Raw genomic sequence first — 25734 nt, 5'->3', positions numbered from 1 at the left:
GGGGTACGCAGGGATGTACGGGCCGTGCGGTGGCGGAGTTCCCGGTCACCGCACGGCCGCCGGACGCGGCACGTCAGGCGTGAAGCGTCAGGCGTCAGGCGTGAAGAGCGCCGGGCGTCACAGGACGACGACCGAGCGCAGGACGTCTCCCTGGTGCATGCGGTCGAAGGCCTTCTCGACCTCGTCGAGCTGGATGGTCTCCGTCACGAAGGCGTCCAGGTCCAGGCGCTTCTGGAGGTAGAGGTCGATGAGCATGGGGAAGTCGCGGTCGGGTAGGCAGTCGCCGTACCAGGAGGACTTCAGCGCGCCACCGCGTCCGAAGACGTCGAGGAGGGGGAGCTCGAGCTTCATCTCCGGGGTGGGGACACCGACCAGGACGACCGTGCCGGCCAGGTCACGGGCGTAGAACGCCTGCTTGTACGTCTCCGGGCGGCCCACCGCCTCGATGACGACGTCGGCGCCGAAACCGCCGGTCAGCTCACGGATCGCCTCGATCGGGTCCGTCTCGCGGGAGTTGACGGAGTGCGTCGCGCCCAGCTTCCGGGCGGTCTCCAGCTTGAGATCGTCGATGTCCACCGCGATGATCTTCGCCGCGCCCGCGAGCTCGGATCCCACGACCGCCGCGGCGCCTACACCGCCGCAGCCGATCACGGCCACGGTGTCGCCCCGGCCCACGTTCCCGGTGTTGATCGCGGCGCCGATGCCCGCCATCACCCCGCAGCCCAGCAGGCCCGCGACCGTCGGCGCGGCGGCCGGGTCGACCTTGGTGCACTGACCCGCGGCGACCAGCGTCTTCTCCGCGAACGCGCCGATACCCAGCGCCGGAGACAGCTCCGTACCGTCGAGCAGCGTCATCTTCTGCGTGGCGTTGTGCGTGTTGAAGCAGTACCAGGGACGCCCCCGCCGACACGCCCGACAACTCCCGCACACAGCACGCCAGTTGAGAATCACGAAATCACCGGGAGCGACGTCCGTGACCCCGTCCCCGACCGACTCCACCACACCGGCGGCCTCATGCCCGAGCAGGAACGGGAAGTCGTCGTTGATCCCGCCCTCACGGTAGTGCAGGTCGGTGTGGCACACACCGCACGCCTGCACCCTCACCAGCGCCTCACCCGGCCCCGGGTCGGGCACGACGATCGTTTCCAGGCTGACAGGGGCACCTTTGCCCCGCGCGACGACAGCACGGACCTGGTGAGCCATGACCACTCCTCGGCTGGTTCGAGAGCTGAGTTCGATGTTTCTTATCGCGGTACTCATTGCCTGTAACGCAACACAGCATCGTGGAGTGAGGACCCCGGGTCAAGGATCCGTCGGGCAGCACGAGGCGCGGCCCGTCGCGGACGGTCCGATGTCCGTCCGGCGGCCGGCCCCGCGCGTGAAGCGGCTGCTCTAGTGCTCTGACCGCGTAGGTTCGCCGGGTTGGTGGTCGTGGCGGTTGGATGTGCGGTGACGTCCGATCCGTCCGCTGGAGGTGCGGTGGCTGAACCTGTCCGTGTGCGCAGACTGACCGACCAGGAGGGCAGAAGCCGCAGCGGATCGTGCGTCGGGGCAGCACCAGCACGGTGCGCTACCGGCGCGCGATCATGCCGCTGGCCTCGGCCGGCGGGAACCGGGTACTGGTGATCGCCCAGCTGGTGCAGGCCGATGAGGACACCGTCCGCGACGTGATCCACCGGTTCAACGAGATCGGCCTGGCCTGCCTGGACCTTCAATGGGCGGGAGGCCGTCCCCGCCAGCTCAGTCCTGACGACGAGGACTTCGTCATCCAGACGGCCACCACCCGACCCGCCAAGCTCGGCCAGCCCTTCACTCGCTGGTCACTGCGCAAGCTCGTCGTCCACCTGCGCAAAGTCCACGGCCGCATCATCCGCATCGGCCGCGAAGCGTTACGCTGCCTACTCGCCCGCCGCGGCATCACCTTCCAGCGGACCAAGACGCGTAAGGAGTCCCTGGACCCCGAACGCGACGCGAAACTCGACCGGATCGAGGATGTGCCGGACCGCTTCCCCGACCGGGTCTTCGCCTTCGACGAGGTCGGCCCGCTCGGGATCCGTCCCACCGCAGGCTCCGGCTGGGCGAGGCAGGGCCGCCCCGACCGGCTCCCAGCCACTTACCACCGCACTCCCGGCGTGGGCTACTTCCATGGCTGTTACTCGGTCGGCGACGACCGGCTGTGGGCGTCAACCGCCGCAGGAAGGGCGCCGGCAACACGCCGGCCGCCCTGAAGTCGATCCGCGCCGCCCGCCCGGACGGCGCACCCATCTACGTAGTCCTGGACAACCTGTCCGCCCACAAGGGCGCCGAGATCCGCCTCTGGGCGAAGAAGAACAAGGTTGAGCTGTGCTTCACCCCGACCTACGCCTCCTGGGCCAACCCCATCGAGGCGCACTTCGGACCGCTGCGGCAGTTCACCGTCGCCAACTCCCACCACTCCAACCACACCGTGCAGACCCGGTCCCTGCACGCCTACCTGCGCTCGCGCAAGGCTGACGCGCCCGCCACCCCGACGTGCTCGCTGCCCAGCGCCGAGAACGCGCCCGCATCCGCAGCGAGAAAGGCATCCGGGGCGGGCTCCCCCGACTCTCGCGTCGTGGAAGCCGGGCATTCTCGCGGTCTGGCGAGTCGTCTGACCGGCTCTCCTCCTCTCGCTCCCCCATCCCTAAGCACCGCCGCTTCGCCCCCGAGCAGGCTGTGGTGCGCACTTGATCGAACAGGAGTTCGTAAATGCATCTCGCCGACCAGGTCATCCAGCTCGCCTACGATCCCGGGATCAGGCCGAACGAGGGCGGGCTGCCGGGCCTGAACGTCCTCAAGCAGGTAATGGGCTCGAACAACCTCTTCGCCCTCATCGCCGCGGTCGGTGCCCTCGCCGTCAGCGCCGGCGTGTGGGCGTGGGGCCCCCACTCCGGCGGTCATCAGGCGGAGGCCAATGGCAAGAAGGGCGTGCTGGTCAGCGCTGGCGCAGCCCGGACCAACCGGACAGCGCCGCCGCGCGTCGTCTACCGCCAAGCCATCGATCTTGGAACGCTGGCCCTGAGTGCCTGGACGAGCGCATCACGACGGCCTGGTCCGCGCGCCGCCTGGCCCTCGCTGCCTACGGCCGAGCGCTCGAGGAGACGGTCACACACCCCCACGACGTGCTGCCCGACCTGCTGCACCTCCACCACGTCCGAATGTGTGGACCGGGACTGTCCGAGGAACGCATCCACCTGCACCTGGCCAGAGCTGCCGCCTTGAGTTGGACGGCACGAGCAAGGAGGACATCGTGACCACGGCAGCCTCCGCCGTCGCCGCGCTGTCGGCTGTCGAACAGGTGGCACACGCACTGACGGACCCGAGAGGTGTACGGCCCGGCGACCGGCCCCAAGGGGCTCGCGCCTGGCCACAGTCGCTCGCCGGCGGAGCCTCGGACATCGCGCTGCTGCACATCGAACGGGCCCGCACCGGTCACGGCGACTGGGACACCGCGCACACCTGGCTGGCCACTGCCGGTTCCGTCACCTCCTCTACTTCGGTGGGTAGTTGGGACTCGAGACCTACTCCATTGTCCCGCCCGTCGACCACCAGCACAGTGGGAGTCACGACTGGACACCACGAGAGTGAAGGAGGCCGTCGTGAGCGATTTCGAGGAGACGGCAGGAGAACGTGACCAAGAGCGCATGGTCATGGAGGGCTGGACCCTAAACTTGATCTTGGCCGATGCCGTCGGCCGCTTCCGGCGTCTGGAGGACGCGCTGCACGATCTGGTAGTGATCCGGGTCTGGAGGGAGGCCGACCCCCGCATCCGGGTCGCCACGATGCTTCACGTGGCCTGGGAGTCGCGGTCACATGACATCTACCCGAACTACCTGCCCGATGGTGTTGACGACCCGGGGTGGGAGATGGCCCAAGCCTTACATGAGTACGCGATCAACACCCAGCGGTTCGAAGCGTTCCACAGCGCGTGGTTCTCAACGTCGACAATGCCGGGGCCCGCCGAGGAACTGGCCAACTCGCTCTGCTCCGACCAAGCGGAAAGCGGCTTGGATCTGAGCCTGCGGACGACGCTCCTGCTGTACGCCGCCTTCCAGGGGAAGCCCAGAAAGAAGCCGCGTAAATGGATTTTCAGCAGGAAGCGCAGGAAGGCGGCTCGGAGCAGTGATCAGATTGTGATGCCACCAGCGCAGCACGGATCACGACGCCCCACCGGATCACATAAGATCAGAATGAACGAATCTGATAAGACGGTTCGGTCCGAAGACCATCAGTCTGTGGGCATGACGTTGCATGGATTGACCCTCAACCTGGCTTTGGCTGACGCCGTCGGCCGCCACCCACAGTTGGAAGACGCTCTCTACGACCCAGAGGTGACCCAAGCCTGGAGCTCGGCTGAACCTCAGATCCGGGCCGCCTTGCTCCTGGGCCTGACCTGGGATTCACGCGAATGCGGGATTTACCCGAACTATCTACCGGACGGCGTGGACGACCCCGCTTGGCCGATGGTCGAGCTGTTACACCGGTATGCGTGCGATTTCCGGGGGACTTTCGAGGAGTTCCACGGCCCGGGGTTAGGTTTCTCTGCGACGCCGTTGCCGGGGCCGGCCGGGGAACTGGCCTATTCGCTCTGTCGCGGACAAAAGAAAAGTGACTTGGATCTGAGTCTGCGGATCACCCTTATCCTGCTGGCCGCATACCGGAAGAAGCCTCGTGCGTAACCCATGGGGCACCCCCACAGGATGCCAGAACGCCCTGGCAAGGAATGCGCCATGCGGTTCACCCCCGCGTCGGCGGGGAGCATGGGAACGGTACGGATTTCGGACGCGGCAGGATCGGTTCACCCCCGGGTCGGCGGGGAGCACCCACTGTCGTCCTGCCGTGCTCGCGGCACATGTTCGTCCGCCCGGTGCTGCGCCTGGACCAGCACGCATGGACGGAAGCGCACGTCGCGGCCTTCCGATACTTCGGTGGCGTCCCGCGCCGGCTCGTCCCGGACAACCTGAAGACCGGGGTCGACAAGCCCGACCTCTACGACCCGAAGACCAACCAGGCGTACGCCGAACTGGCCACTCAATACACCGCGTTGGTCGATCCGGCCCGGGCGGCGAAGCCGAAGGGCAAGCCGCGGGTCGAGCGGCCGATGCCCTATCTCCGCGACTCGTTCTGGCGAGGACGAGAGTTCATCTCGACCGAGCACATGAAAGGCAATCGACCACACTGCGGCCGAGGCGGTCCACGGCCGCAGCCACCAACCCGTCCGAACACCTCTCGTCAGGGAGCCATGGGCCAAGCCTCGGCCGTGTCACCGAGGGCGGGTCCGCCCGACAACTCCAGTCGTCCGGCCAGCTGAAGAAATGGTCCCCGACAGCCGCGACGGCCGTCAGCGCGTCCTCGCTCGGCCGCTGCGGAGACGACGCGGCGGGCTTCATCCGCGACGGCCGTCGCACCCCGAGCCGACACTTCCCGTATCCGGGCGACCAGGCGCGGGTGAAACTGGTCAGCCCAGGAAGCTCAGCCGGACCTGGCGGTTGACGTTGTCCTTGTTGGTGTCCACCAGGCAGACCGACTGCCAGGTGCCCAGTTGCAGCCTTCCATTGACGACCGGCAGTGTCGCGTGCGGTGGGACGAAGGCCGGCAGGACGTGGTCGCGGCCGTGGCCCGGGCTGCCGTGGCGGTGTTGCCAGCGGTCGTCGGCAGGGAGCAGGGTGTGCAGGGCGGCGAGGAGGTCGTCGTCGCTGCCCGCGCCCGTCTCGATCACCGCGATGCCGGCGGTGGCGTGCGGGACGAAGACGTTGAGCAGGCCGTCGCGACCTGCCGCCTCTTCCCGGAGGAAGCCCTCGCAGTCACGGGTGAGGTCGATGACACTCTCCTGTGAGCCGGAGGCGATGTGCAGGACTCGTGTGGTGAACGCATCTGGCATGTTCCCATCCTGACCCGGATGCTGGATTCCACACCCGCCCGACGGTTCGGCGAGTGGGACGCCAGTCCGATCCGCGAGACGGCGTTGACCATGGTCGGGCCGTCTGGCTACGTTCAGTCGCATGTTGCGTTCAGCCTTCCTCACCACGCGCGGTCATATCGACCTGCTGCGGGTGGCCTCCGCCGCTTGTCGTCGCGGCTGCTGACGCCTTCCCCCTCCGCCTTCGCGGTCCTCTTCGTCTTCGCCCTCCTCTTCAGCTGCGCCCTCGCCTGAGTCGGCCGGCCATGCCCGTGTTCCCGGTGTGCGGGAATCACTCCCTTGGCCGTGCTCGCCGTCGCCCGTCCGGTCGTGGTGCCGGTCGTAGTTCCGATCGGGTTGTGCCCTGACGTGATCCGGCGGCGTGGAGGCATGCCCCCCAACTGGTCGCCCCTCCCCCGTGGAGCCCCCATGAGCATCAGTCACGCCCCACCTCAGTCCTCCGAATCCGATATTTCGCCTTTGTCGCCCTCGCCGTCTGTCGTCAAGTCGGGTGAGGCTCCCGGCGGTCACGAAGGCTCTCCCGAGCTCGAACCCCTCCTCCCCCGCTCCGCCCGCCGCACCCGCGTGCCCCGCTGGCTGCGCCGGGCCGCCGGACCGCTCGTCCTTCTGACGTTGTGGCAACTCCTCAGCAGTACAGGTGCGTTGGCTCCCGGCGTGCTCGCGTCGCCTGGCCGGATCGCGCAGGTCGCCGGAGAGCTGGTCTCCGACGGCTCACTCCCCTCGGCCATAGGCACCTCGCTTCAGCGCGTGGCCGCCGGGCTGGCGCTCGGCGTAGTGGTCGGCACCGGACTCGCCCTGCTCTCCGGGCTGTTCCGGATCGGCGAGGATCTCGTCGACGCGCCGGTCCAGATGCTGCGGACGGTTCCCTTCGTCGGTCTCATCCCGCTGTTCATCATCTGGTTCGGCATCGGCGAGGCCCCGAAGGTCGCGATCATCACGCTCGGCGTGACCTTCCCGCTGTACCTGAACGTCTACGCCGGCATCCGCGGTGTGGACGCCCAGTTGATCGAGGCCGGGGAATCCCTCGGGCTGTCGCGCTGGGGCCTGGTGCGGCACGTCGTGCTGCCGGGCGCGCTGCCCGGCGCCATGACCGGCCTGCGCTACTCGCTCGGCATCGCCTGGCTCGCCCTGGTCTTCGCCGAGCAGGTCAATGCCGACTCCGGCATCGGGTTCCTCATCGGGCAGGCGCGGGACTTCCTGCAGACCGACGTGATCGTGGTCTGCCTCATCGTCTACGCCTTCCTCGGCCTCCTGGCCGACTTCGTCGTCCGTTCTCTCGAAAGGCTGCTGCTGCAATGGCGACCGACGTTCACCGGCCGGTGATCCCCGCCCCGGCCGTGCGGGTCGAGGGGCTGACCCGCTCCTTCGACGGCCGCGCCGTCATCGACGACCTCCGACTCGACATCCGGCCGGGCGAGTTCGTCGCGCTGCTCGGCCGCAGCGGCTGCGGCAAGTCCACTTTGCTGCGCATCCTCGCCGGGCTCGACCGTGACATCGAGGGCACCGTGCTGGTGCCGCGCCGCAAGGCCGTCGCCTTCCAGGCGCCGCGTCTCATGCCGTGGAAGAAGGTGTGGCGCAACGTGCTGCTCGGCCTGCCGGGTCGTCCCGAACGCCCGGTCGCGGAGCAGGCGTTGCAGGAGGTGGGCCTCGGCCACCGCACCGACGCCTGGCCGAAGACCCTCTCCGGTGGCGAGGCCCAACGCGCTTCGCTGGCCCGCGCCTTGGTCCGGGAGCCCGATCTGCTGCTGCTCGACGAGCCGTTCGGCGCGCTCGACGCCCTCACCCGGATCAAGGCCCAGCGCCTGGTGGACGAGCTGTGGCGGCGGCGCGGCTGCACGGTGTTGCTGGTCACCCATGACGTCGAGGAGGCGGTCCTGCTCGCCGACCGCGTCCTGGTGATGGACGACGGTGTCATCGCTCACGAGCAGCACATCGACCTCGAACGGCCGCGTGACATCGCCGAACCGCGCTTCGCCGAGCTGCGCGCGGAGCTGTTGCAGCGGCTCGGCGTCGACGCCGCAGCCCCCGACGCTCCGGACACCCAGGGTGCCGCCCAGGTCGCCGAGGCCGACGGGGCCGCCCGAGCCGCCGCCTGACCGGAGCGAGCGGCTCCGCTCACCGCATCCCCCGCTCATCCCCCCTCGCCTGCCCCTCTCCTCATCCCCCCACGTCCACGAAACGGATCCCGCCCAATGCGACGTCCCCTCGCCCCCGCTGCCCTGTTGCTTCCCCTCGCTCTCCTGCTCACGGCCTGCGGCGGCGCCTCGTCCGCCGGCACGGGCACCGACGGCGGCACCGACGGCAAGGGCTCCGTCACGCTCAACGTCGGGGACCAGAAGGGTGGTTCGGAGGCCATCCTGCGAGCCGCCGGCGAGCTCGACCACCTGAACTACAAGATCAAGTGGTCCACCTTCACCTCAGGGCCACCCCTCCTGGAAGCCGTCAACGCCAAGGCCGTCGACGTGGGCGGCGTCGGCAATACCCCGCCGGTCTTCGCGGCCGGCGCCGGGTCCGGCATCTCGGTCGTCGCCGCCTGGCACGGCACGTCCAAGGGCGACACCATCCTCGTCCCGAACGGCTCGAAGCTCACGCGGACTTCTCAGCTCAAGGGCAGGTCCATCGCCGTGGCGCAGGGCTCCTCCGCGCACTACCAGCTGGTCGCGTCCCTGAAGGCGGCCGGACTGACCTTGAGCGACGTGAAGGTCAAGTACCTCCAGCCGGCCGACGCGCTCGCCGCGTTCACCTCCGGCAAGGTCGACGCGTGGGCGGTGTGGGACCCGTACAGCTCGCAGGTGCTCCAGGCGAAGCAGGGACGGGTGCTCACCACCGGCGACGGCGTCACCAATGGCCTCACCTTCCAGGTCGCCGCACCCGCCGCGCTGAAGGACGCGAAGAAGGCCGCCGCCATCAAGGACTACCTGGACCGGCTGCGGCGGGCCACCGCCTGGGTGTACGACCACCAGGAGGAGTGGGCGAAGGTGTGGGCCAAGGACACCCGGCTGCCGTACGAGGTGGCGCTCGCTTCGGTGAGGCGGACGAACTCCACCCGGGTCGCGGTCGCCGTCGACCAGCCGCTCATCGCCTCCGAGCAGAAGATCGCCGACGCGTTCACCGAGTTGAAGCTGATTCCGCGGAAGGTCGACTTCGGCGAGTTCGTGGACCCTCGGTACAACGGCAAGCTGCCCGCCTCGACGAGCGCCCCGCGCGCGTCGTCGTGACCCGTGGACACCTCGACGGGAGTGTTCCCGGCACCGGGGAAGATCCACGCCCTCGGCACTGTTGGCAGAGGCGTGAACGACATACGCGAGGTCGAGGTGGTCGTGATAGGCGCCGGGCAGGCCGGCCTGTCCAGCGCCTATCACCTGCGGCGCGCCGATTTCGTCCCGGAGCGCGACTTCGTGGTGCTCGACCATTCCCCCGGCCCGGGCGGCGCCTGGCAGTTCCGGTGGCCCTCACTGACGTACGGCAAGGTGCACGGGATGCACGCCCTGCCCGGCATGGAGCTGACGGGCGCGGACGCTGCGCGGCCCTCGTCCGAGGTCATCAGTGAGTACTTCGAGCGCTATGAGCGCACGTTCGACCTGCGGGTGCGCCGGCCGGTGGACGTACGGGCCGTGCGCTCGGCGGGCGTGGACGCCGGCGTGATCGGCACGCAGGGCGGGTCCGCGACGCGGGGACGGCTGCTCGTGGAGACGTCCGACGGTACGTGGTCCGCCAAGGCTCTGATCAATGCCACCGGCACCTGGGACCGGCCGTTCTGGCCGCGCTACCCCGGCCAGGAGACGTTCCGCGGTAGGCAGTTGCACACCGCGCAATACCCGGGGCCTGAGGCTTTCGCCGGACTGCGCGTGGTCGTGGTGGGCGGGGGCGCGTCCGGCACGCAGCATCTGCTGGAGCTCGCCCCGTACGCGGCCGACACCACCTGGGTGACGCGGCGGCCGCCCGTGTTCCGCGAAGGTCCCTTCGACGAGAACGCGGGCCGTGCGGCGGTCGCGCTCGTGGAGGAGCGCGTACGGCAGGGGCTGCCGCCGAAGAGCGTCGTCTCCGTGACCGGTCTGCCGCTCAACGACGCGATCCGCCGCGGACTGGCGGACGGCGTGCTCGACCGGCTGCCCATGTTCGACCGGCTCACCGCGGACGGCGTGGAGTGGAACGACGGGCGGCACGTGAGTGCCGACGTCGTCCTCTGGGCGACCGGTTTCCGGCCCGCCGTGGACCATCTCACCCCGCTGAGGCTGCGGGAGCCGGGCGGCGGCATCCGTGTCGAGGGCACCCGCGCGGTCGCCGATCCCCGCGTCCATCTCGTCGGCTACGGTCCGTCCGCGAGCACCATCGGCGCCAACCGGGCCGGACGCTCGGCGGTGCGGGAGATCGCCCGGCTGCTCGCGCAGGGCGAGGGAGAGCGGGAAGCTGCCGCTGCGGCGTGATGTGCTCTCGAGGCCCCACTGCGTCATGGTCTCGAAAGACGCCGCCGCGTTCGGGTCACCGGACCTTCGACGGACTCGGCGCGGCCTGCGCGCTCTGGTTCCGGTTGAACTCCGCGACGTTGCGCTGGTGTTCCTCGTAGCTCGCGGTGAAGCGTGTGTCGCCCGGCTTGACCGTGACGAAGTACAGCCAGTCGCCCGGCGTCGGGTTGATCGCCGCCTGCATCGCCTCCTCACCGGGGTTGTCGATCGGGGTCGGAGGCAGCCCCATGCGCTGGTAGGAGTTGTAGGGGCTCGCGATGCGGGTGTCCTTCTCCGTGGTCCTCACCGTGAAGCGGTTCAGGGCGTAGTTGAGGGTGGAGTCCATCTGCAGCGGCATGCCGCGCTCCAGACGGTTGATGACGACCCGGGCCACCTTGCCCATGTCGTCCTTGGTGGCCGCCTCCGCCTGGACGATGCTGGCGATGGTGACCGCCTGGTAGACGTTCATGGCGTTGCGCTGCGCTCCCGCGGCGATCGGCGCGCCGTTGAACTTCTTGTTCGCCGTGTCGACCATCGACGCCAGGAGGGTCTGCGGAGTGGTCTTCTGCTCCAGCGGGTACGTCGCCGGGAAGAGGTAGCCTTCCGGGTTGCCGTCGGCGTCGTTCGGCAGGCGCAGGTCGGCGGCGGGCAGGGTCTTCCTGGTGGTGCCGGCGGGCAGGGCGAGGGCCTTGTCGACGGCCTCGTAGATCTGGTTGGCGCGCCAGCCCTCGGGGATGACCAGTGACGTGGGGCGCTTGTCCTCCTTGTGGCCGTCCGGGGTCAGCAGCGGCACCGCCACGGCGGCGCCGGCCACGACGGCTCCGGTCGCGATGAGGGTGAGACGGCCCCGGCGGGTCAGTCGCATCGTTCTCCGTGACGGAGTGTTCATCTGCATGCGGGCACGGTAACCTGCACATCGTCACAAACCCGACATGACCGGCCATATTTTCATCTTGTCGGCTCCAGTCGCGCGTCCCGCCGCACCAGACCCGCGTATCGCCCTCCGCTCGCCAGCAACTCCTCGTGGGTACCGCGTTCGGCCACTCGGCCCGCGTCGAGCACGACGATCTGGTCGGCGCTCCGGATGGTCGACAACCGGTGGGCGATGGTGAGGGTGGTGCGGTCGGCGGAGAGCGCGTCGATCGCCTCCTGGACGGCGTGCTCGGTGCGGGTGTCCAGGGCGCTGGTCGCCTCGTCGAGGATGAGCACAGGCGGGTCGCGCAGGATGGTGCGGGCGATGGCCAGGCGCTGTTTCTCGCCTCCGGAGAAGCGGTGGCCGCGCTCGCCCACGACGGTGTCGTAGCCGTCGGGCAGTGCGGCGATGTGGTCGTGGATCTGGGCCGCCCGCGCCGCCGCGTGCAGTTCCTCGTCGGTGGCGTCCGGCTTGGCGAAGCGCAGGTTCTCGGCGACGGTGGCGTGGAAGAGGTACGTCTCCTGCGAGACGACGCCGACCGCACGTGCGAGGGTGTCGAAGTCCAGGTCGCGGACGTCGACGCCGTCGAGGGTGACCCGGCCGCCGGTCACGTCGTACAGACGGGGCACCAGATAGCCGAGCGTGGATTTCCCCGCGCCGGTCGGTCCGACGACGGCGAGGCTGCCGCCGGCGGGGACGGCGACGTCGATGCCGTCCAGCACGGGACCCGCCGCCCCTCCCTCTTCCCGGCCACCCTCGTCGGGCGTGCCACGCAGGTCTTCACGGCCATGCGCGCCGTCGTCGTACCGGAAGGACACGCTCTCGAAGCGGATCTCCCCCTTCACCTGGTCCAGGTGCACCGGGTCCTCGCGTTCGGTGATGTCGACGGGGAGGTCGAGGTACTCGAAGATCCGCTGGAAGAGCGCGAGGGAGGTCTGGATCTGCACACCGGTCGACAGGAGACTGACCGCCGGGCGGAACAGGCCCTGCTGCAGCGAGACGAAGGCGACGATGGTGCCGAGGGACACGTCGGGGCCGCCGAGCTGGAGGGCCATGCCCGCGGTCCAGTAGATGAAGGCCGGCATGGCCGACATGACGATCCCGATCACGGCCATGCGCCAGCGGCCGGCCATGTTCGACCGGACCTCCAGGTCGACCAGGCGCTCGGACTCGTCGGCGAAGGATCGGGTGAGGGAGTCGGCGCGGCCCATGGTGCGGCCCAGGAGAATGCCGCTGACCGACAACGACTCGGTGACCGTGGCCGCCATCGCCGCCATCTGCTTCTGACGTCGGGTGGTGATTCTCCTGCGCTCGTCGCCCACACGGCGGCTGATCCACACGAAGACCGGGAGCAGCAGCAGCGAGACGACGGTCAGGCGCCAGTCGAGGGCGATCATGGCGACGACCGTGGCGACGACGCTGGTGAAGTTGGAGACCAGGGAGGTCGCGGTCGAGGTGACGGTGGCCTGCATGCCGCCGATGTCGTTGGCGATGCGGGACTGCACCTCGCCGGTACGCGTGCGGGTGAAGAACGCGAGCGACATCCGCTGGAGACGGCCGAAGACGGCTGTGCGCAGGTCGTGCATGACGCGCTGGCCGACCGTCGTGGAGATCAGGGTCTGCAGGACGCCGAAGACGCCGGACAGGACGGCGCTCAGGATCATGCCGAGGGCGAGCAGGCTCAGCAGGCCGGTGCGACCCTGGGGGATGGCGACATCGAGGATCTCCTTGAGGAGGAACGGCGTGGCCACGGAGACCAGCGAGGAGGCGGCGACCAGCAGGCCGACGACCGCGAGACGGGCTCGATAGGGGCGGAACAGCCGCACGATGCGGCGCACCTGCCGGGGTTGCTGTGCGTCGGCTTCGGCGGGTGGGGACCAGAGCTCTGGCGTGTCGGGGCGCATGGGCTCCTTCGGAGATGAGACGGGCGGATTTTGAAGAGCGTAGCTCATTGTTACCTATACTCACAATGAACGGCGTCCTGATATTGTTCCCGCATGACCACCCCCGATCCCGAAGGCGCTCTCGCCGAGCAGCTGTTGCGGCTCACCCGCCGGGTGCACCGCATCCAGAAGCGCCATCTGGAGCTCTCCGACCTGGGTGTCACCCCGGCCCAGTCACGCCTTCTTCGCACCCTCGACCACTTCGGCGCGCCACCGCGCATGGCCGATCTCGCCGAGCGGCTCGAGGTGGTGCCCCGCGCGGTGACCACGCTGGTCGACGGTCTGGAGGCGAACGGCAAGGTGCGCCGGGTCCCCGATCCGACGAACCGCCGGGTGATCCGCATCGAGCTCACGGACGACGGACGCCAGACGCTCAGCGAACTGCACCGGGCGCGGCAGTCGGCCGCGCGGGAGATCCTCGCTCCGCTCACCGGCCTGGAGCGGACCGTGCTCGGGGAGCTGCTGGACACGCTGGTCGACGGGGCCCCCTCCGCCCACTGCGGAGCCCCGGGACACGGCTGAATCCGGGCCCCTGACAGGCCCGGACCAGCTGACATCGCACCTTCCGTCAGAAGGCCTCGGCAGCGGGCTCCTTGGTCTTCGGCTGCGCCGGGACGCCCCCTCCGGCCGTCGCTTCCGTCTCCCCGGCAAGAGTCCTCTTCGCCTGCTCCATGTCCAGCGCCCCCTCCCACCGGGACACGGCGAAGACCGCCACGCAGTTGCCGAGGAGGTTCGTCACGACGCGCATCGCGTCCATGACGCGGTCCACGCCCAGCAGCAGAGCCACGGCGCCGGCCGGGACGACCCCGAGCGACGAGGCGGTCGCCGACAGGGCGAGAAAGGCAGAACCGGGAACGCCCGCCATGCCCTTGCTGGTGAGCATGAGCACCAGTACCACCGTGATCTGCCGGCCCAGCCCGAGGTCCACGCCGACGGCCTGGGCGATGAACAGGGTGCCGATCGACAGGTAGAGCGAGGCGCCGTCGAGGTTGAAGGAGTAGCCCGTCGGCAGCACCAGGCCCACGGCGTCGTCACGGGCGCCGGCCTTGCGCAGCTTCTCCATCACGCGCGGCATCACCGACTCGGTGGAGGCCGTGCCGAGGGCGAGGAGCACCTCCTCCCTGATGTAGCGCAGGAACTTCCAGAGGCTGATCCCGGTGAGCGCCTTCAGCGCGAGGGCGAGCAGCGTGACGAAGAACGCGGCGGCCGCGTAGCACAGGATGATCAGTTCGCCGTAGGTCTTGATCACGCCGAGTCCGTACTGGCCGATCAGGACGGCCATCGAGCCGAACACCGCGAGCGGGGCGAGCCGCATCACGAAGCCGACGATCGCGAAGACGACCTCCTGGGCCTGCTCGATGGCGGGCAGGACCCGGGGGACCTTGGTGTGGCCGAGGTGCAGCAGCGCCGCCCCCACCAGGCAGGCCAGGACGAGCACCTGGAGCAGCGAGTTCTCCGCGAAGGCGCCGACGAAACTGGCGGGCAGCGCGTCCAGTGCGAACTCCGTCGCCGAGGGCAGCGCATTGCCGCCCGTCTTGGCCTCCACGGCCGAGGCGTCGAGCATGGAGGGGTTCACACGCATGCCGGAGCCGGGCTGGACGACGTTGGCCGCGAGGAGTCCGATCAGCAGGGCGAGGGTGCTCGCGACCTCGAACCAGATCAGCGCCTTGAGCCCGATCCGGCCGAACGCCTTCAGATCACCGGCCTTGGCGATGCCGACGACGACCACGCAGAACACCAGTGGGGAGATGATCGTCTTGATGAGCCGGAGGAATCCGTCTCCGAGCGGCTGAAGGTCCGCCGCCACGCCGGGCCACAGCTTCCCGAAGACGATTCCGAGGACGAGAGCGCAGGCGACCTGGGCGAAGAGCGAGGTACGCAGCAGGCGTACCACGCGCCGCGGCAGAGACGGGACGGACGGCGACACGGGCACTCCTCGGGGGGACACAGACACGCGGAAGCACGGCAGGACGATGGGGGGAGAACTTCTGCGATACGGAAAGCAGCTTCCGTACCGTCACTGTGAAGGCGTCGTTGATCGCACCTGAAACCACCGTGTTGCGACCGCGTAAAACCCGTCACCGGCGATGCCGTCCGGTGCTGCCGCCCCGTGAGGCCGTCGCGCCTCCGCTGCCTCGGCGGCGTCGTTCGAAGACGTCCGAACTGCCTTGCTTTCGCGGAAAAACGGGTTGATTCCGAGCACCCGTCGACGCGAACCTTTCACGGTTTGCTGCGAAGCCCGCGCGGACCCGTAAGTCCGCCCCTCTCCCCCACCTGACACGAGCCACTGGGACGTCATGCACATCCAAGACCTTCCGTATCCCGACCCGGGTGCGCCGGACGCGCGCTCGGGGCCCCGCTTCCTCTGGTGGCTCGGCCGCAACCAACTGGGCGGCCAGTTCAAGTCCCTGGCCTGGGGGCTGCTGCACTTCGTGTCCGTCTCGGCGCAGCCCTTCTGCGTCGGATACGCCGTCGAGGCCGCCGTGGACCGCTCGGGCTCCCGACTCGCCCTAGCCGGCGGGCTGATGCTCCTGCTCGGCGCCGCCATCGCGGTCGGCGACACCTTCCTGCACCGGGCCGCCGTCACCAACTGGATCACCGCGGCCGCCCGCGTCCAGCAACTCCTCGCCCGCAAAGCCGCTCAGCTGGGCTCCGCGCTGAGCCGTCGGGTCGCCGCCGGCGAGGTCGTCGCCGTCTCCACGGGCGACGTGGAGAAGATCGGCTGGTTCGTGGAGGCGGTGTCACGCTTCACCGCGGCCGCCCTCACGATCGTGCTCGTCTGCGTCGGCCTGGTCGTCTACCAGCCGGCCCTCGGGATCGTGGTCGCCGCGGGCCTGCCCGTGCTGGCGCTTGCCGTGCTGCCGCTGCTGCCCAGCGCCACACGCCGGGCCGACCACCAGCGCGAGAAGGCCGGGCGTGCCACCGAACTGGCCTCGGACACCGTGGCCGGCCTGCGCGTGCTGCGCGGCATCGGCGGCGAGGAACTCTTTCTCGACCGCTACCGGCGCGCATCCCAGGAGGTCCGGCACGCGGCCGTCCGCAGCGCCCGCATGTGGTCCCTGATCAGCGCCATCCAGGTACTGCTGCCGGGCCTGCTGATCATCGCCGTGGTGGTCTACGGCGTTCATCTGGCCCGCACCGGCAGCATCACCATCGGTGAACTGGTCACCGTCTACAGCTCCGTCATGGTGCTCACCTATCCCCTCAGGCACGTCGAGGAGATCGCCATGGCCTACTCGTTCTCCCGGCCGTCGGCGCGCCGCGCCGCCCGCGTCCTGTCGCTGGATCGGGCGACGGACGCCGACGGCTCACGCGACGCGGACCTCCCCACCGGTGACCTGTTCGACCCGGCGACCGGTCTGCTCGCTCCGGCCTCCCGGCTCACCGCCGTGGTGTGCGGCGACCCGGACGCGGCCGGTCTGCTCGCGGAACGTCTGGGCGGGCACTCCTCGCAGGACGGCCCGTCCGCACTGCTCGGCGGGGTCCCGCTGGACGAGCTGCCGCTGCACTGCGCGCGCACCGCCGTTCTCGTCCAGGACAAGGACCCGGTGCTGCTGTCGGGATCCCTGCGCGACCTGCTCGACGTGCCCGCCTCTGGGACAGTCGACGCGGCCGACGCGCTGGCGGCCGCCCAGTGCGGGGACGTGCTCGACGCGCTCGTGCAGGGCTCGTTGGAGGCCGACGATCCCATGGAGGCACGCATCACCGAACGCGGGCGCTCCCTCTCGGGCGGGCAGCGACAGCGGCTCGCACTGGCACGGTCGCTGTTCACCGATCCGGAGGTCCTCGTTCTGGACGAGCCCACCTCCGCCGTCGACTCGCACACCGAGGCCCGTATCGCCGAAGGACTGCGCGCCCTGCGGTCCGGCCGGACGACCGTCGTGCTCACCTCGTCGCCGCTGCTCCTGGACCGCGCGGACCGCGTCGTCCTGGTGCACGAGGGCCGGGTCGAGGCGGTCGGCGCCCACCGCGAACTGCTGGACACCGAGGCGCGATACCGCGCGGTGGTGACCCGGGAGACCGACGAGGACTCCGCGCTGAGCGGCGCCCTCAAGGGACTCACCGACGACGAACTGCGAGAGATCGAGGAGACGGCATGATCGGCGTGGCGCCACCCGCCTACGACCCCGCGGCGCCCAGGACGGCGAGCACCCTGCCCGTCGGCGCCCCCGCGACCGTACGCGCCTATGTGGCCGAGCTGCTGCGCCGGCACCGCCGCGCGTTCCTGCTCCTCGTGGCCGTCAACACGGTCGCCACGATCGCCTCCATGGTGGGTCCGTGGGTCCTGGGCGACCTCGTGGAACGGCTCTCCCAGGGGACGCGCGACCTCCGGCTGGAGCTCAGCGCCACCCTGTTCGTGCTCGGCCTGCTCCTGCACGCCACGTTCGTACAGCAGGTCCGGCTGCGCGGTGCGATGCTCGGCGAACGGATGCTGGCCGACCTGCGCGAGGACTTCCTGGTGCGTTCGGTCCGGCTGCCGCCGGGCGTGCTGGAACGGGCGGGGACGGGCGACCTGCTGTCCCGCATCACCACGGACATCGACCGGCTGGGCAACGCCATGCGTGAGGCCGTGCCCCAGCTGACGATCGGCGTGATGTGGGCGGCGCTGCTGCTCGGCGGACTCGTCGTCACCGCGCCGCCCCTCGCCCCTGCCGTGCTGGTCGCGGTGCCGCTTCTGGTGGTGGGCTGCCGCTGGTACTACAGACGGGCGCCGGCCGGCTACCGCTCGGAGGCCGCCGGGTACGCCGCCGTGGCCGCCGCCCTCGCCGAGACCGTGGACGCCGGACGCACCGTCGAGGCCCACCGCCTCGGCGACCGCCGCGTCGCGCTGTCGGAGCTGCGGATCAGGCAGTGGACGGCCTGGGAGCGGTACACACTGTGGCTGAGGTCGGTGCTCTTCCCGGTCATCAACATCGTGCACGTCACCGTCCTCGTCTCGGTGCTCATGCTGGGCGGGGTGTTCGTGCTGAAGGGCTGGATCGGCGTCGGCCAGCTCACCACGGGCGCGCTCCTCGCGCAGATGCTCGTCGACCCGGTGAACCTGATCCTTCGCTGGTACGACGAGCTCCAGGTGGCGCAAGTGTCGCTGGCCCGGCTCGTCGGTGTCCGCGACATCGACTCGGACACCGGGGACCCCGGCGTGGAGCCGGCCGGGCGGGACGTGCTCGCCGACCGCGTCCACTTCGGCTACCGCGAGGGCGTCGACGTCCTGCGCAAGGTGTCCCTCGAGGTCCCCCCGGGGACCCGGCTCGCGCTGGTCGGCCCCTCGGGAGCGGGCAAGTCGACGCTCGGCCGGCTCCTCGCCGGTGTCTACGCCCCGCGCGAGGGGCGGATCGCCCTCGGCGGCGCAGAGCTGTCCCGGATGACCGCCGAACGGGTCCGCTCGCACGTGGCACTGGTCAACCAGGAGCACCATGTCTTCGTCGGCTCGCTGCGCGACAACCTCCGGCTCGCCCTGCCGCACTCCCGACTCAGTGCTGAGGACGGCACACCGGCGCACGGCACGGACACCGCGGGCACTGCGAACGCCGCGGACGCCGCGGACGCCGAGTTGTGGGCCGCGTTGGCCGCGGTCGACGCGGACGGCTGGGCCCGGGCGCTGGAGGACGGCCTGGACACCGAGGTCGGCTCCGGCGGCCTCGCGCTCACCCCGGCGCAGGCCCAGCAGATCGCGCTCGCCCGCCTGGTGCTGGCCGACCCGCACACGCTGGTCCTCGACGAGGCGACCTCCCTCCTCGACCCGCGGGCCGCCCGCCATCTGGAACGGTCCCTGGCGCGCGTCCTGGACGGCCGTACCGTCGTCGCCATCGCGCACCGTCTCCACACCGCCCATGACGCCGACGTCATCGCCGTCGTCGAGAACGGCCGGATCACGGAGCTGGGCAGCCACCCGGAGCTGGTCGCGGCCGACGGGGCGTACGCGGCGCTCTGGCTGTCCTGGCACGGGTGACGGGAGGCCGCCGCGCACCCGACGCGCGGGCGGTGCACGGGGAGCGGGCGGCGACGACGACGCCTGCTCCCCGGCCCCGTCACCTCTGCCGTTGCGCGCCACCGAACCGGGGTGGAACGCTGGAAAGCGGCACCCGCGCGGAGGGCAGCCGGACCGGTCCGTCCGGAAGGCGCCGCGCCCGGCCGGGGCTCCGTGCGGCTGTCTCCCGCAGCCCAACCCGGTGAGGACGGGTCCGTCACCCCTTGGAGGTACCCGTGAACAGCGCCGACGGATGGGGGGACGACGTCTACCAGCCCGATGCCTCCGACATCCAGGACGACGCGGGGCTGCTCGACGCGGAGGACACCCTGGTGGACGACGGGGTCGCCGATCCGCTCGACCGGGGCTGGTCGCCTCCGGAGAGGCCATGGGCCGTCGAGCACATCGGTGTGACGGCCGCGGAGCGCCGCCAGGGCGAGACGCTCGACCAGCGGCTCGCGGAGGAGATGCCCGACCTCGCCCCGCAGGACGGCGACGGCATAGGCGACTGCGACGGCACCGACGGGGAACTCCTGGACAACGAGGTCGGCTCCGCCCGCTCCGGCCGGCTCCTGGCACCGGACGAGGGAGCCCACGAGGACGAGGAAAGCGCCCTGATCGCCACGGACGTCGGCATCGACGGCGCGGCCGCCTCCGCCGAGGAAGCGGCGGTGCACATCGTCGACGAGGACACCCTGTACGGCTGACCCGGCCACCGCCGGCGTGACGAAGACCGGCAGGGGTGGCGGCAGGACCGCCCGCCGGCGTGACGAAGACCGGCAGGGGTGGCGGCAGGACCGCCCCGGTCCCACGGCTCGGTTCCGCTCCCGTGCCGGGAGCGTCCCCACCGTAGAAGGAGCACGCATGCAGCAGGACAAGCACCCCGACTACCGCCCGGTCGTCTTCCGGGACCGCGCCGCCGGCTACGCCTTTCTGAGCCGGTCCACCGCGACCAGCGACCAGACCATCGACTGGGACGACGGCGAGACCTACCCGGTGGTGGATGTGGAGATCTCCTCCGAGAGCCATCCCTTCTACACGGGCAAGGCCCGCACGGTGGACTCGGAGGGCCGCATCGCACGGTTCGAGCGGCGCTACGGCGAAGGCACGGCGACTACCTGAGCCGGCGACTGCCGTGGCGCGCCTCAGATGAAGTTGAGCGCCGCCGCGCCGCCCACCCCGCCGAGCAGTATGAACACCGGCATCAGCACCTTCAGTTCGACCCAGCTGCCGGCCCGGAACCGCAGCGCCTTGGGCGGGCCGATCGGGTACCAGCGCTTGCGCCCGATCGGGATGGGCCACAGCACAGGGCAGCCCGAGACGGTCAGCGCGTCCCCGATGTCGTGCACCAGCGCGCCCAGCAGGATGGGCAGGCCCAGCCACAGGTACTCCTGGCCGGGGTCGGCGAAGAGCCAGTCGGAGCCGTTGCCGGGCTTGTCGAGGATCCCGGCGACTATCCACGCGCTGGTGGCCGCCAGCAGCCACACCAGCACGTCGCTGCTGGATCCGCGGGTCGCCCGCCACAGCAGGCCCTCGATCGCCAGCACCAGGTGCACGAAGAGGATCGCCAGCACCGCCCAGCGGCCGCCGGTGATCGCCAGCGCCGAGGCGCCCGCGCCGATCAGGACCGCCCACAGCCAGGTGTGCGTCAGGGTGCGGTGCCCGCCGGAGCGGCGCGGGTCGCCCTGCTTCCTGGTGGCCTTGTAGACGGCGTAGGAGAGCTTGTCGACGATCTCGCACACCCAGCGCGAGACCGGTCCGAAGGCACGGGAGATGGTCGCGGCCTTGTGATCGAGGTCCGGGGCGAGCGCGGCCCCGGCGCAGATCAGCGCGCCCGACAGCAGGACCGGCCAGGGCATCGTGTGGCCGGAGGCGGCCGCCGCCGCTCCGACACCGAGCCAGGCGGCGGCGCCCGACAGTGAGTGTGCTGGTCCCATCATGGCCGTTGCCCGCCCTGTTCCTCGTGTGCCGCTGTCCAGTTGACCGGGTGCGATGACGCTCCGTCGGCGACACAGCGTATCGGCCGTGATCTTCGGTACGGCAGCCGATTCCCGCCTCGGGCACCTGGGCAGGCAAGATGGGGGCGTGACCCTCATCGATCAGCTGCCGCCGACCGCAGATCCCGACGCCCTGTACGAAGCCTTCGAGTCCTGGGCCGAGGAGCGGGGTCTCACGCTCTACCCCCACCAGGAGGAGGCGCTGATCGAGGTGGTCTCCGGGGCGAACGTGATCGTTTCGACGCCCACCGGCTCGGGCAAGAGCATGATCGCGGCGGCCGCGCACTTCGCCGCCCTCGCCCGGGACGAGGTCACCTTCTACACGGCCCCGATCAAGGCGCTGGTGTCGGAGAAGTTCTTCGAACTGTGCAAGATCTTCGGCACGGAGAACGTCGGCATGCTGACGGGCGACGCGTCCGTCAACGCCGACGCCCCCGTCATCTGCTGCACCGCGGAGGTGCTCGCCTCGATCGCGCTGCGCGACGGCAAGGACGCCGATGTCGGCCAGGTCGTCATGGACGAGTTCCACTTCTACGCGGAGGGCGACCGCGGCTGGGCCTGGCAGATCCCCATCCTGGAGCTGCCGCAGGCACAGTTCGTCCTCATGTCGGCGACGCTCGGCGACGTCTCCTTCTTCGAGAAGGACCTCACCCGCCGCACCGGCAGGCCCACAGCGGTGGTCCGCTCGGCGACCCGGCCCGTGCCGCTGTCCTACGAGTACCGGTACACGCCGCTGACCGAGACGCTGACGGACCTGCTGGAGACCAGGCAGGCCCCTGTCTACATCGTGCACTTCACGCAGGCGCAGGCGGTGGAGCGGGCGCAGGCGCTGATGAGCATCAACATGTGCTCGCGTGAGGAGAAGGACCGGATCGCCGAGCTGATCGGCAACTTCCGCTTCACCACCAAGTTCGGCCGCAATCTCTCCCGATACGTGCGGCACGGCATCGGTGTGCACCACGCCGGCATGCTGCCCAAGTACCGGCGGCTGGTGGAGAAACTCGCCCAGGCCGGTCTGCTGAAGGTGATCTGCGGAACGGACACGCTGGGCGTGGGCGTCAACGTGCCCATCCGCACCGTGCTGTTCACGGCGCTCACCAAGTACGACGGCAACCGTGTGCGCACCCTCCGGGCGCGCGAGTTCCACCAGATCGCGGGCCGCGCCGGCCGGGCCGGGTTCGACACGGCGGGCTTCGTGGTCGCGCAGGCGCCAGAGCACGTCATCGAGAACGAGAAGGCGCTCGCCAAGGCCGGCGACGACCCGAAGAAGCGCCGCAAGGTGGTGCGCAAGAAGGCTCCGGAAGGTTTCGTCGCCTGGACGGAGAACACCTTCGAGAAGCTGATCGACTCGGAGCCGGAGCCGTTGACGTCCCGGTTCCGGGTGACGCACACGATGCTGCTGTCGGTCATCGCCCGCCCCGGCAACGCCTTCCGGGCCATGCGGCATCTGCTGGAGGACAATCACGAGCCGCGCAAGCAGCAGCTGCGGCACATCCGGCGCGCCATCGCCATCTACCGCTCGCTGCTCGACGGCGGCATCGTGGAGAAGCTCGACGAGCCGGACGCCACGGGCCGCGTCGTACGGCTCACCGTTGACCTGCAGCAGGACTTCGCGCTCAACCAGCCGTTGTCCACCTTCGCACTCGCCTCGTTCGAGCTGCTCGACCCGGAATCGCCGTCCTACGCCCTCGACATGGTCTCGGTCGTGGAGTCCACCCTGGACGACCCGCGCCAGATCCTCGCCGCCCAGCAGAACAAGGCGCGCGGAGAGGCGGTCGCCGCGATGAAGGCCGACGGCGTGGAGTACGAGGAGCGCATGGAGCGCCTCCAGGACATCTCCTACCCGAAGCCGCTGGAGGAGCTGCTCTTCCACGCGTACGACACGTACCGCAAGAGCCACCCGTGGGTCGGCGACCATCCGCTGTCGCCGAAGTCGGTGATCCGCGACATGTACGAGCGGGCGATGTCGTTCACCGAGCTGGTGTCCCACTACGAGCTGGCCCGCACCGAAGGCATCGTGCTGCGCTACCTGGCCAGCGCCTACAAGACGCTCGACCACACCATCCCGGACGACCTGAAGTCCGAGGACCTCCAGGATCTGATCGAGTGGCTGGGCGAGATGGTGCGCCAGGTCGACTCCAGCCTGCTGGACGAATGGGAGCAACTGGCCAACCCGGAGGAGATGACCGCCGAGGAGGCTCAGGAGAAGGCCGACGAGGTCAAGCCGGTCACCACCAACGCGCGCGCCTTCCGTGTCCTCGTCCGCAACGCGATGTTCCGCCGCGTCGAGCTCGCCGCCCTGGACCACGTCGACGAACTGGGCGAGATGGACGCCGAGTCCGGCTGGGACGCCGACGCGTGGGGCGAGGCGATGGACAAGTACTGGGACGAGTACGACGATCTCGGCACCGGCCCGGACGCTCGCGGCCCCAAGCTCCTGGTCATCCAGGAGGAGCCGCAGAACGCGCTGTGGCGCGTCCGTCAGATCTTCGACGACCCGAACGACGACCACGACTGGGGCATCAGCGCGGAGGTGGACCTCACGGCCTCGGACGCCGAGGGTCGCGCGGTGGTCCGCGTCACTGACGTGGGCCAGCTGTGAGCACCGGACCGGCTGCCCGCCGGGGCGCCGGGGCACGCACCGGAACACCGTCAGGAACAGGGTCGCAAGCAGGCGCGGAACAAGGCGCCGGAGCAGGCACAGGAGAAGCACACCGATGACGAATCCCGCCGAGAGGCTCGTCGACCTGCTCGACCTGGAGCAGATCGAGGTCAACATCTTCCGCGGTCGCAGCCCGCACGAGTCCCTCCAGCGGGTCTTCGGCGGCCAGGTGGCCGGACAGGCGCTGGTCGCGGCCGGCCGCACCACGGACGGGGACCGGCCCGTGCACTCGCTGCACGCGTACTTCCTGCGTCCGGGCCGGCCGGGCGTGCCGATCGTGTACCAGGTCGAGCGGGTGCGGGACGGGCGGTCGTTCACGACGCGCCGGGTCACCGCCGTGCAGCAGGGCCGCACGATCTTCAATCTCACCGCCTCCTTTCACAAGCCTGAGGAAGGTCCTTTCGAGCACCAGCTGCCGCCGGCCCGGGAAGTCCCGGACCCGGAGTCCCTGCCGACGGTCACCGACGAGGTCCGGGAGCACCTGGGCGGGCTGCCCGAACAGCTGGAGCGGATGGCGCGCCGCCAGCCCTTCGACATCCGGTACGCCGACGGGCTGCGCTGGAAGCCCGAGGAGATCAAGGACGCCGAGCCGCGCAGCGCGGTGTGGATGCGCGCTGTCGGACCGCTGGGAGACGACCCGCTCGTGCACACCTGCGCGTTGACGTACGCCAGCGACATGACGCTCCTGGACGCCGTCCGGCTCCCCGTCGAACCGCTCTGGGGGCCGCGGAACTTCGACATGGCGTCTCTGGACCACGCGATGTGGTTCCATCGGCCGTTCCGCGCGGACGAGTGGTTCCTGTACGACCAGGAGTCGCCGATCGCGACGGGCGGGCGTGGTCTGGCCCGCGGGCGGATCTACGACGTTCAGGGGCGTCTGCTGGTGTCCGTCGTGCAGGAGGGCCTGTTCCGGGCTCTTTAGGATGTCGGTTTCGGGAGGCCGCTGGTCATGCGCTTCTGCGGCGGAGCCAGCCGAGCAGAGTGGCAGGCGACTTGCGCTGCTCCTGGGGCGTCCTCGCCTGCGCGCCCGGGATCGGGGTGACGGCGACCGCCGGGCGGGGCGCCGGCTGGTGGGTTCGGGCCTCGTCCAGTGCCCTGGCCAGGTCGGACCGCAGCCAGCCGATCTCGTCGGGATCGTCCGCTGTCGTGATCTTCTCGACGAGATGCGCGGCTGGTGACCCCGGGATCCCGTGTGCCGGCGGCGCGGGCCGGAAGCGGTTCAGGTGGCTGCGTTCGTGGGGATCGGTGACGATCTCCGCGACCTGCGCCGAGTCGAGGAACGCGGCCAGCGCTCCCGCCTGCTGCCAGGGGCCTTCGGCCTGCCGCAGGAGGAAGCCCAGCTGGCGTCCTCGCCAGTTGCGGGGCCGCAGGTCCTGCCCGGCTGCCAGCTGCCCCCGGATCCAGTCGGGCGTGCGCCCAGTGAGCAGGAACGCGTTGTTCCTGTCCTGCGCGAACTGCCGCAGCTCCTCGGCGAGATACAGCCAGACGACAGCCCGATAGCGATTCAGGTAGAACTTCACCGGCACCGCCAGCCCCACCCTTGCCAGTCGGGTGAAGCGGGCGGGCGGCACCCCCACGATCTGGGCGCCCCCGGTGGTGCCGACGGCCTGGACGCTCTCGGCCAAGGTCTCGGGAAAGCCGGGAGACCGAAGCAGCCGGTCGATCTCGGCGCACGCCACCCGGCGGCCCCCGCCGCCTTCGTCGGGCACGGTCCTGATGCGCCCGAGGTGCACGGCGAGATCGAACTCGCTTCGCTTCAGGCCCAGTTCTCGCGCCGCACGGCTGAGGCTGCGGCCCGGAGCGTGCGATGGCGTGACGGTGTGACCGGACATGGTCGTCTCCCCCGTGGAGTACGGTGCCCCCGCGCC

General features: G+C 70.2%; 20 protein-coding genes and 3 pseudogenes. 16 read left to right on the top strand and 7 right to left on the bottom strand.

What is annotated here, in order from left to right; translation table 11 throughout:
• Positions 1–117: 117 nt before the first annotated feature.
• Entirely contained in the window at positions 118–1203 is a 1086-nt protein-coding gene (locus ACIRS4_RS33825; protein WP_404203354.1) for an S-(hydroxymethyl)mycothiol dehydrogenase, read from the bottom strand.
• A gap of 276 nt (positions 1204–1479) precedes the next feature.
• On the opposite strand from ACIRS4_RS33825, the pseudogene ACIRS4_RS33820 reads away from it, so the two are divergent.
• The 4 genes and pseudogenes from ACIRS4_RS33820 to ACIRS4_RS33805 all read left to right on the top strand — a co-directional run.
• Positions 1480–2580, top strand: a pseudogene (locus tag ACIRS4_RS33820) (IS630 family transposase); the annotation flags it as partial.
• A 147-nt stretch (positions 2581–2727) separates the two neighbouring features.
• A pseudogene (locus ACIRS4_RS33815) lies at positions 2728–2970 on the top strand (DUF6112 family protein); the annotation flags it as partial.
• Positions 2971–3617: 647 nt separating this feature from the next.
• Positions 3618–4697 (top strand): hypothetical protein, encoded by a 1080-nt coding sequence (locus ACIRS4_RS33810; protein ID WP_404203352.1) that lies wholly within the window; start codon positions 3618–3620, stop codon positions 4695–4697.
• Between the two features lie 62 nt (positions 4698–4759).
• Positions 4760–5182 (top strand): annotated as a pseudogene (locus ACIRS4_RS33805) (IS21 family transposase); the annotation flags it as partial.
• Between the two features lie 294 nt (positions 5183–5476).
• Here the strand turns inward: ACIRS4_RS33805 and ACIRS4_RS33800 are convergent.
• Entirely contained in the window at positions 5477–5899 is a 423-nt protein-coding gene (locus ACIRS4_RS33800) for a secondary thiamine-phosphate synthase enzyme YjbQ (protein ID WP_404203350.1), read from the bottom strand.
• A gap of 121 nt (positions 5900–6020) precedes the next feature.
• On the opposite strand from ACIRS4_RS33800, the gene ACIRS4_RS33795 reads away from it, so the two are divergent.
• The 5 genes from ACIRS4_RS33795 to ACIRS4_RS33775 all read left to right on the top strand — a co-directional run bounded on the left by ACIRS4_RS33795 (position 6021) and on the right by ACIRS4_RS33775 (position 10365).
• Positions 6021–6104 (top strand): putative leader peptide, encoded by an 84-nt coding sequence (locus ACIRS4_RS33795; protein ID WP_351089754.1) that lies wholly within the window; start codon positions 6021–6023, stop codon positions 6102–6104.
• A gap of 242 nt (positions 6105–6346) precedes the next feature.
• A complete protein-coding gene (locus tag ACIRS4_RS33790) occupies positions 6347–7261 on the top strand; it encodes an ABC transporter permease (RefSeq protein ID WP_404203348.1) in 915 nt (304 codons plus the stop codon).
• The gene (locus ACIRS4_RS33785) at positions 7234–8034 is read left to right on the top strand and encodes an ABC transporter ATP-binding protein (RefSeq protein WP_404203346.1); all 801 of its coding nucleotides are present in this window, start codon (positions 7234–7236) and stop codon (positions 8032–8034) included. Before ACIRS4_RS33790 ends, ACIRS4_RS33785 begins: the two co-directional genes overlap by 28 nt.
• A 96-nt stretch (positions 8035–8130) precedes the next feature.
• Positions 8131–9156: an ABC transporter substrate-binding protein gene (locus ACIRS4_RS33780; protein ID WP_404203344.1), complete on the top strand. Its 1026-nt coding sequence runs from the start codon at positions 8131–8133 to the stop codon at positions 9154–9156.
• Between the two features lie 72 nt (positions 9157–9228).
• On the top strand, positions 9229–10365 hold the full coding sequence (locus ACIRS4_RS33775; protein WP_404203342.1) for an NAD(P)-binding domain-containing protein: 1137 nt from the start codon (positions 9229–9231) through the stop codon (positions 10363–10365).
• Between the two features lie 55 nt (positions 10366–10420).
• Here ACIRS4_RS33775 and mltG read toward each other — a convergent pair whose 3' ends face one another.
• On the bottom strand, positions 10421–11278 hold the full coding sequence (mltG, locus tag ACIRS4_RS33770; protein WP_404203340.1) for an endolytic transglycosylase MltG: 858 nt from the start codon (positions 11276–11278) through the stop codon (positions 10421–10423).
• Positions 11279–11331: 53 nt separating this feature from the next.
• Entirely contained in the window at positions 11332–13200 is a 1869-nt protein-coding gene (locus ACIRS4_RS33765; protein ID WP_404203338.1) for an ABC transporter ATP-binding protein, read from the bottom strand.
• Between the two features lie 93 nt (positions 13201–13293).
• On the opposite strand from ACIRS4_RS33765, the gene ACIRS4_RS33760 reads away from it, so the two are divergent.
• The gene (locus tag ACIRS4_RS33760) at positions 13294–13761 is read left to right on the top strand and encodes a MarR family winged helix-turn-helix transcriptional regulator (protein WP_404203336.1); all 468 of its coding nucleotides are present in this window, start codon (positions 13294–13296) and stop codon (positions 13759–13761) included.
• Positions 13762–13807: 46 nt separating this feature from the next.
• On the opposite strand, the gene ACIRS4_RS33755 is transcribed toward ACIRS4_RS33760, so the two are convergent.
• Positions 13808–15166: a cation:dicarboxylate symporter family transporter gene (locus ACIRS4_RS33755; protein ID WP_404203334.1), complete on the bottom strand. Its 1359-nt coding sequence runs from the start codon at positions 15164–15166 to the stop codon at positions 13808–13810.
• 370 nt (positions 15167–15536) lie between these two features.
• Here ACIRS4_RS33755 and ACIRS4_RS33750 point away from each other — a divergent pair, with 370 nt between their 5' ends.
• The 4 genes from ACIRS4_RS33750 to ACIRS4_RS33735 all read left to right on the top strand — a co-directional run bounded on the left by ACIRS4_RS33750 (position 15537) and on the right by ACIRS4_RS33735 (position 20329).
• On the top strand, positions 15537–17339 hold the full coding sequence (locus ACIRS4_RS33750; protein WP_404203332.1) for an ABC transporter transmembrane domain-containing protein: 1803 nt from the start codon (positions 15537–15539) through the stop codon (positions 17337–17339).
• Positions 17336–19189 (top strand): ABC transporter ATP-binding protein, encoded by a 1854-nt coding sequence (locus tag ACIRS4_RS33745; RefSeq protein WP_404203330.1) that lies wholly within the window; start codon positions 17336–17338, stop codon positions 19187–19189. The genes ACIRS4_RS33750 and ACIRS4_RS33745 overlap by 4 nt, the downstream gene beginning before the upstream one ends.
• A gap of 254 nt (positions 19190–19443) precedes the next feature.
• Positions 19444–19914 (top strand): DUF5709 domain-containing protein, encoded by a 471-nt coding sequence (locus tag ACIRS4_RS33740; protein WP_404203328.1) that lies wholly within the window; start codon positions 19444–19446, stop codon positions 19912–19914.
• A 157-nt stretch (positions 19915–20071) separates the two neighbouring features.
• On the top strand, positions 20072–20329 hold the full coding sequence (locus tag ACIRS4_RS33735) for a type B 50S ribosomal protein L31 (protein WP_404203326.1): 258 nt from the start codon (positions 20072–20074) through the stop codon (positions 20327–20329).
• A 23-nt stretch (positions 20330–20352) separates the two neighbouring features.
• On the opposite strand, the gene ACIRS4_RS33730 is transcribed toward ACIRS4_RS33735, so the two are convergent.
• Entirely contained in the window at positions 20353–21147 is a 795-nt protein-coding gene (locus tag ACIRS4_RS33730) for a metal-dependent hydrolase (RefSeq protein ID WP_404203324.1), read from the bottom strand.
• Between the two features lie 145 nt (positions 21148–21292).
• Here ACIRS4_RS33730 and ACIRS4_RS33725 point away from each other — a divergent pair, with 145 nt between their 5' ends.
• The gene (locus ACIRS4_RS33725) at positions 21293–23806 is read left to right on the top strand and encodes a DEAD/DEAH box helicase (RefSeq protein WP_404203322.1); all 2514 of its coding nucleotides are present in this window, start codon (positions 21293–21295) and stop codon (positions 23804–23806) included.
• Positions 23807–23921: 115 nt separating this feature from the next.
• Positions 23922–24788, top strand: coding sequence for an acyl-CoA thioesterase (locus ACIRS4_RS33720; RefSeq protein ID WP_389344456.1), 867 nt, complete (start codon positions 23922–23924; stop codon positions 24786–24788).
• A gap of 25 nt (positions 24789–24813) precedes the next feature.
• On the opposite strand, the gene ACIRS4_RS33715 is transcribed toward ACIRS4_RS33720, so the two are convergent.
• On the bottom strand, positions 24814–25698 hold the full coding sequence (locus ACIRS4_RS33715; protein ID WP_404203320.1) for a DUF6397 family protein: 885 nt from the start codon (positions 25696–25698) through the stop codon (positions 24814–24816).
• Between the last annotated feature and the right edge of the window lie 36 nt (positions 25699–25734).

The organism is Streptomyces sp. NPDC101166, assembly GCF_044768125.1.
In the GTDB taxonomy this organism is placed as follows: domain Bacteria; phylum Actinomycetota; class Actinomycetes; order Streptomycetales; family Streptomycetaceae; genus Streptomyces.
This window is presented reverse-complemented; position numbering and strand designations above follow the sequence as displayed.

Excerpts from the sequence above, each read along its gene's own strand:
- ACIRS4_RS33825 (WP_404203354.1), bottom strand. The coding sequence starts at position 1,203 with ATGGCTCACCAGGTCCGTGCTGTCGTCGCGCGGGGCAAAGGTGCCCCT.
- ACIRS4_RS33800 (WP_404203350.1), bottom strand. The coding sequence starts at position 5,899 with ATGCCAGATGCGTTCACCACACGAGTCCTGCACATCGCCTCCGGCTCA.
- ACIRS4_RS33795 (WP_351089754.1), top strand. The coding sequence starts at position 6,021 with ATGTTGCGTTCAGCCTTCCTCACCACGCGCGGTCATATCGACCTGCTG.
- ACIRS4_RS33790 (WP_404203348.1), top strand. The coding sequence starts at position 6,347 with ATGAGCATCAGTCACGCCCCACCTCAGTCCTCCGAATCCGATATTTCG.
- ACIRS4_RS33785 (WP_404203346.1), top strand. The coding sequence starts at position 7,234 with ATGGCGACCGACGTTCACCGGCCGGTGATCCCCGCCCCGGCCGTGCGG.
- ACIRS4_RS33780 (WP_404203344.1), top strand. The coding sequence starts at position 8,131 with ATGCGACGTCCCCTCGCCCCCGCTGCCCTGTTGCTTCCCCTCGCTCTC.
- mltG (WP_404203340.1), bottom strand. The coding sequence starts at position 11,278 with ATGCAGATGAACACTCCGTCACGGAGAACGATGCGACTGACCCGCCGG.
- ACIRS4_RS33765 (WP_404203338.1), bottom strand. The coding sequence starts at position 13,200 with ATGCGCCCCGACACGCCAGAGCTCTGGTCCCCACCCGCCGAAGCCGAC.
- ACIRS4_RS33760 (WP_404203336.1), top strand. The coding sequence starts at position 13,294 with ATGACCACCCCCGATCCCGAAGGCGCTCTCGCCGAGCAGCTGTTGCGG.
- ACIRS4_RS33750 (WP_404203332.1), top strand. The coding sequence starts at position 15,537 with ATGCACATCCAAGACCTTCCGTATCCCGACCCGGGTGCGCCGGACGCG.
- ACIRS4_RS33745 (WP_404203330.1), top strand. The coding sequence starts at position 17,336 with ATGATCGGCGTGGCGCCACCCGCCTACGACCCCGCGGCGCCCAGGACG.
- ACIRS4_RS33735 (WP_404203326.1), top strand. The coding sequence starts at position 20,072 with ATGCAGCAGGACAAGCACCCCGACTACCGCCCGGTCGTCTTCCGGGAC.
- ACIRS4_RS33730 (WP_404203324.1), bottom strand. The coding sequence starts at position 21,147 with ATGATGGGACCAGCACACTCACTGTCGGGCGCCGCCGCCTGGCTCGGT.
- ACIRS4_RS33720 (WP_389344456.1), top strand. The coding sequence starts at position 23,922 with ATGACGAATCCCGCCGAGAGGCTCGTCGACCTGCTCGACCTGGAGCAG.
- ACIRS4_RS33715 (WP_404203320.1), bottom strand. The coding sequence starts at position 25,698 with ATGTCCGGTCACACCGTCACGCCATCGCACGCTCCGGGCCGCAGCCTC.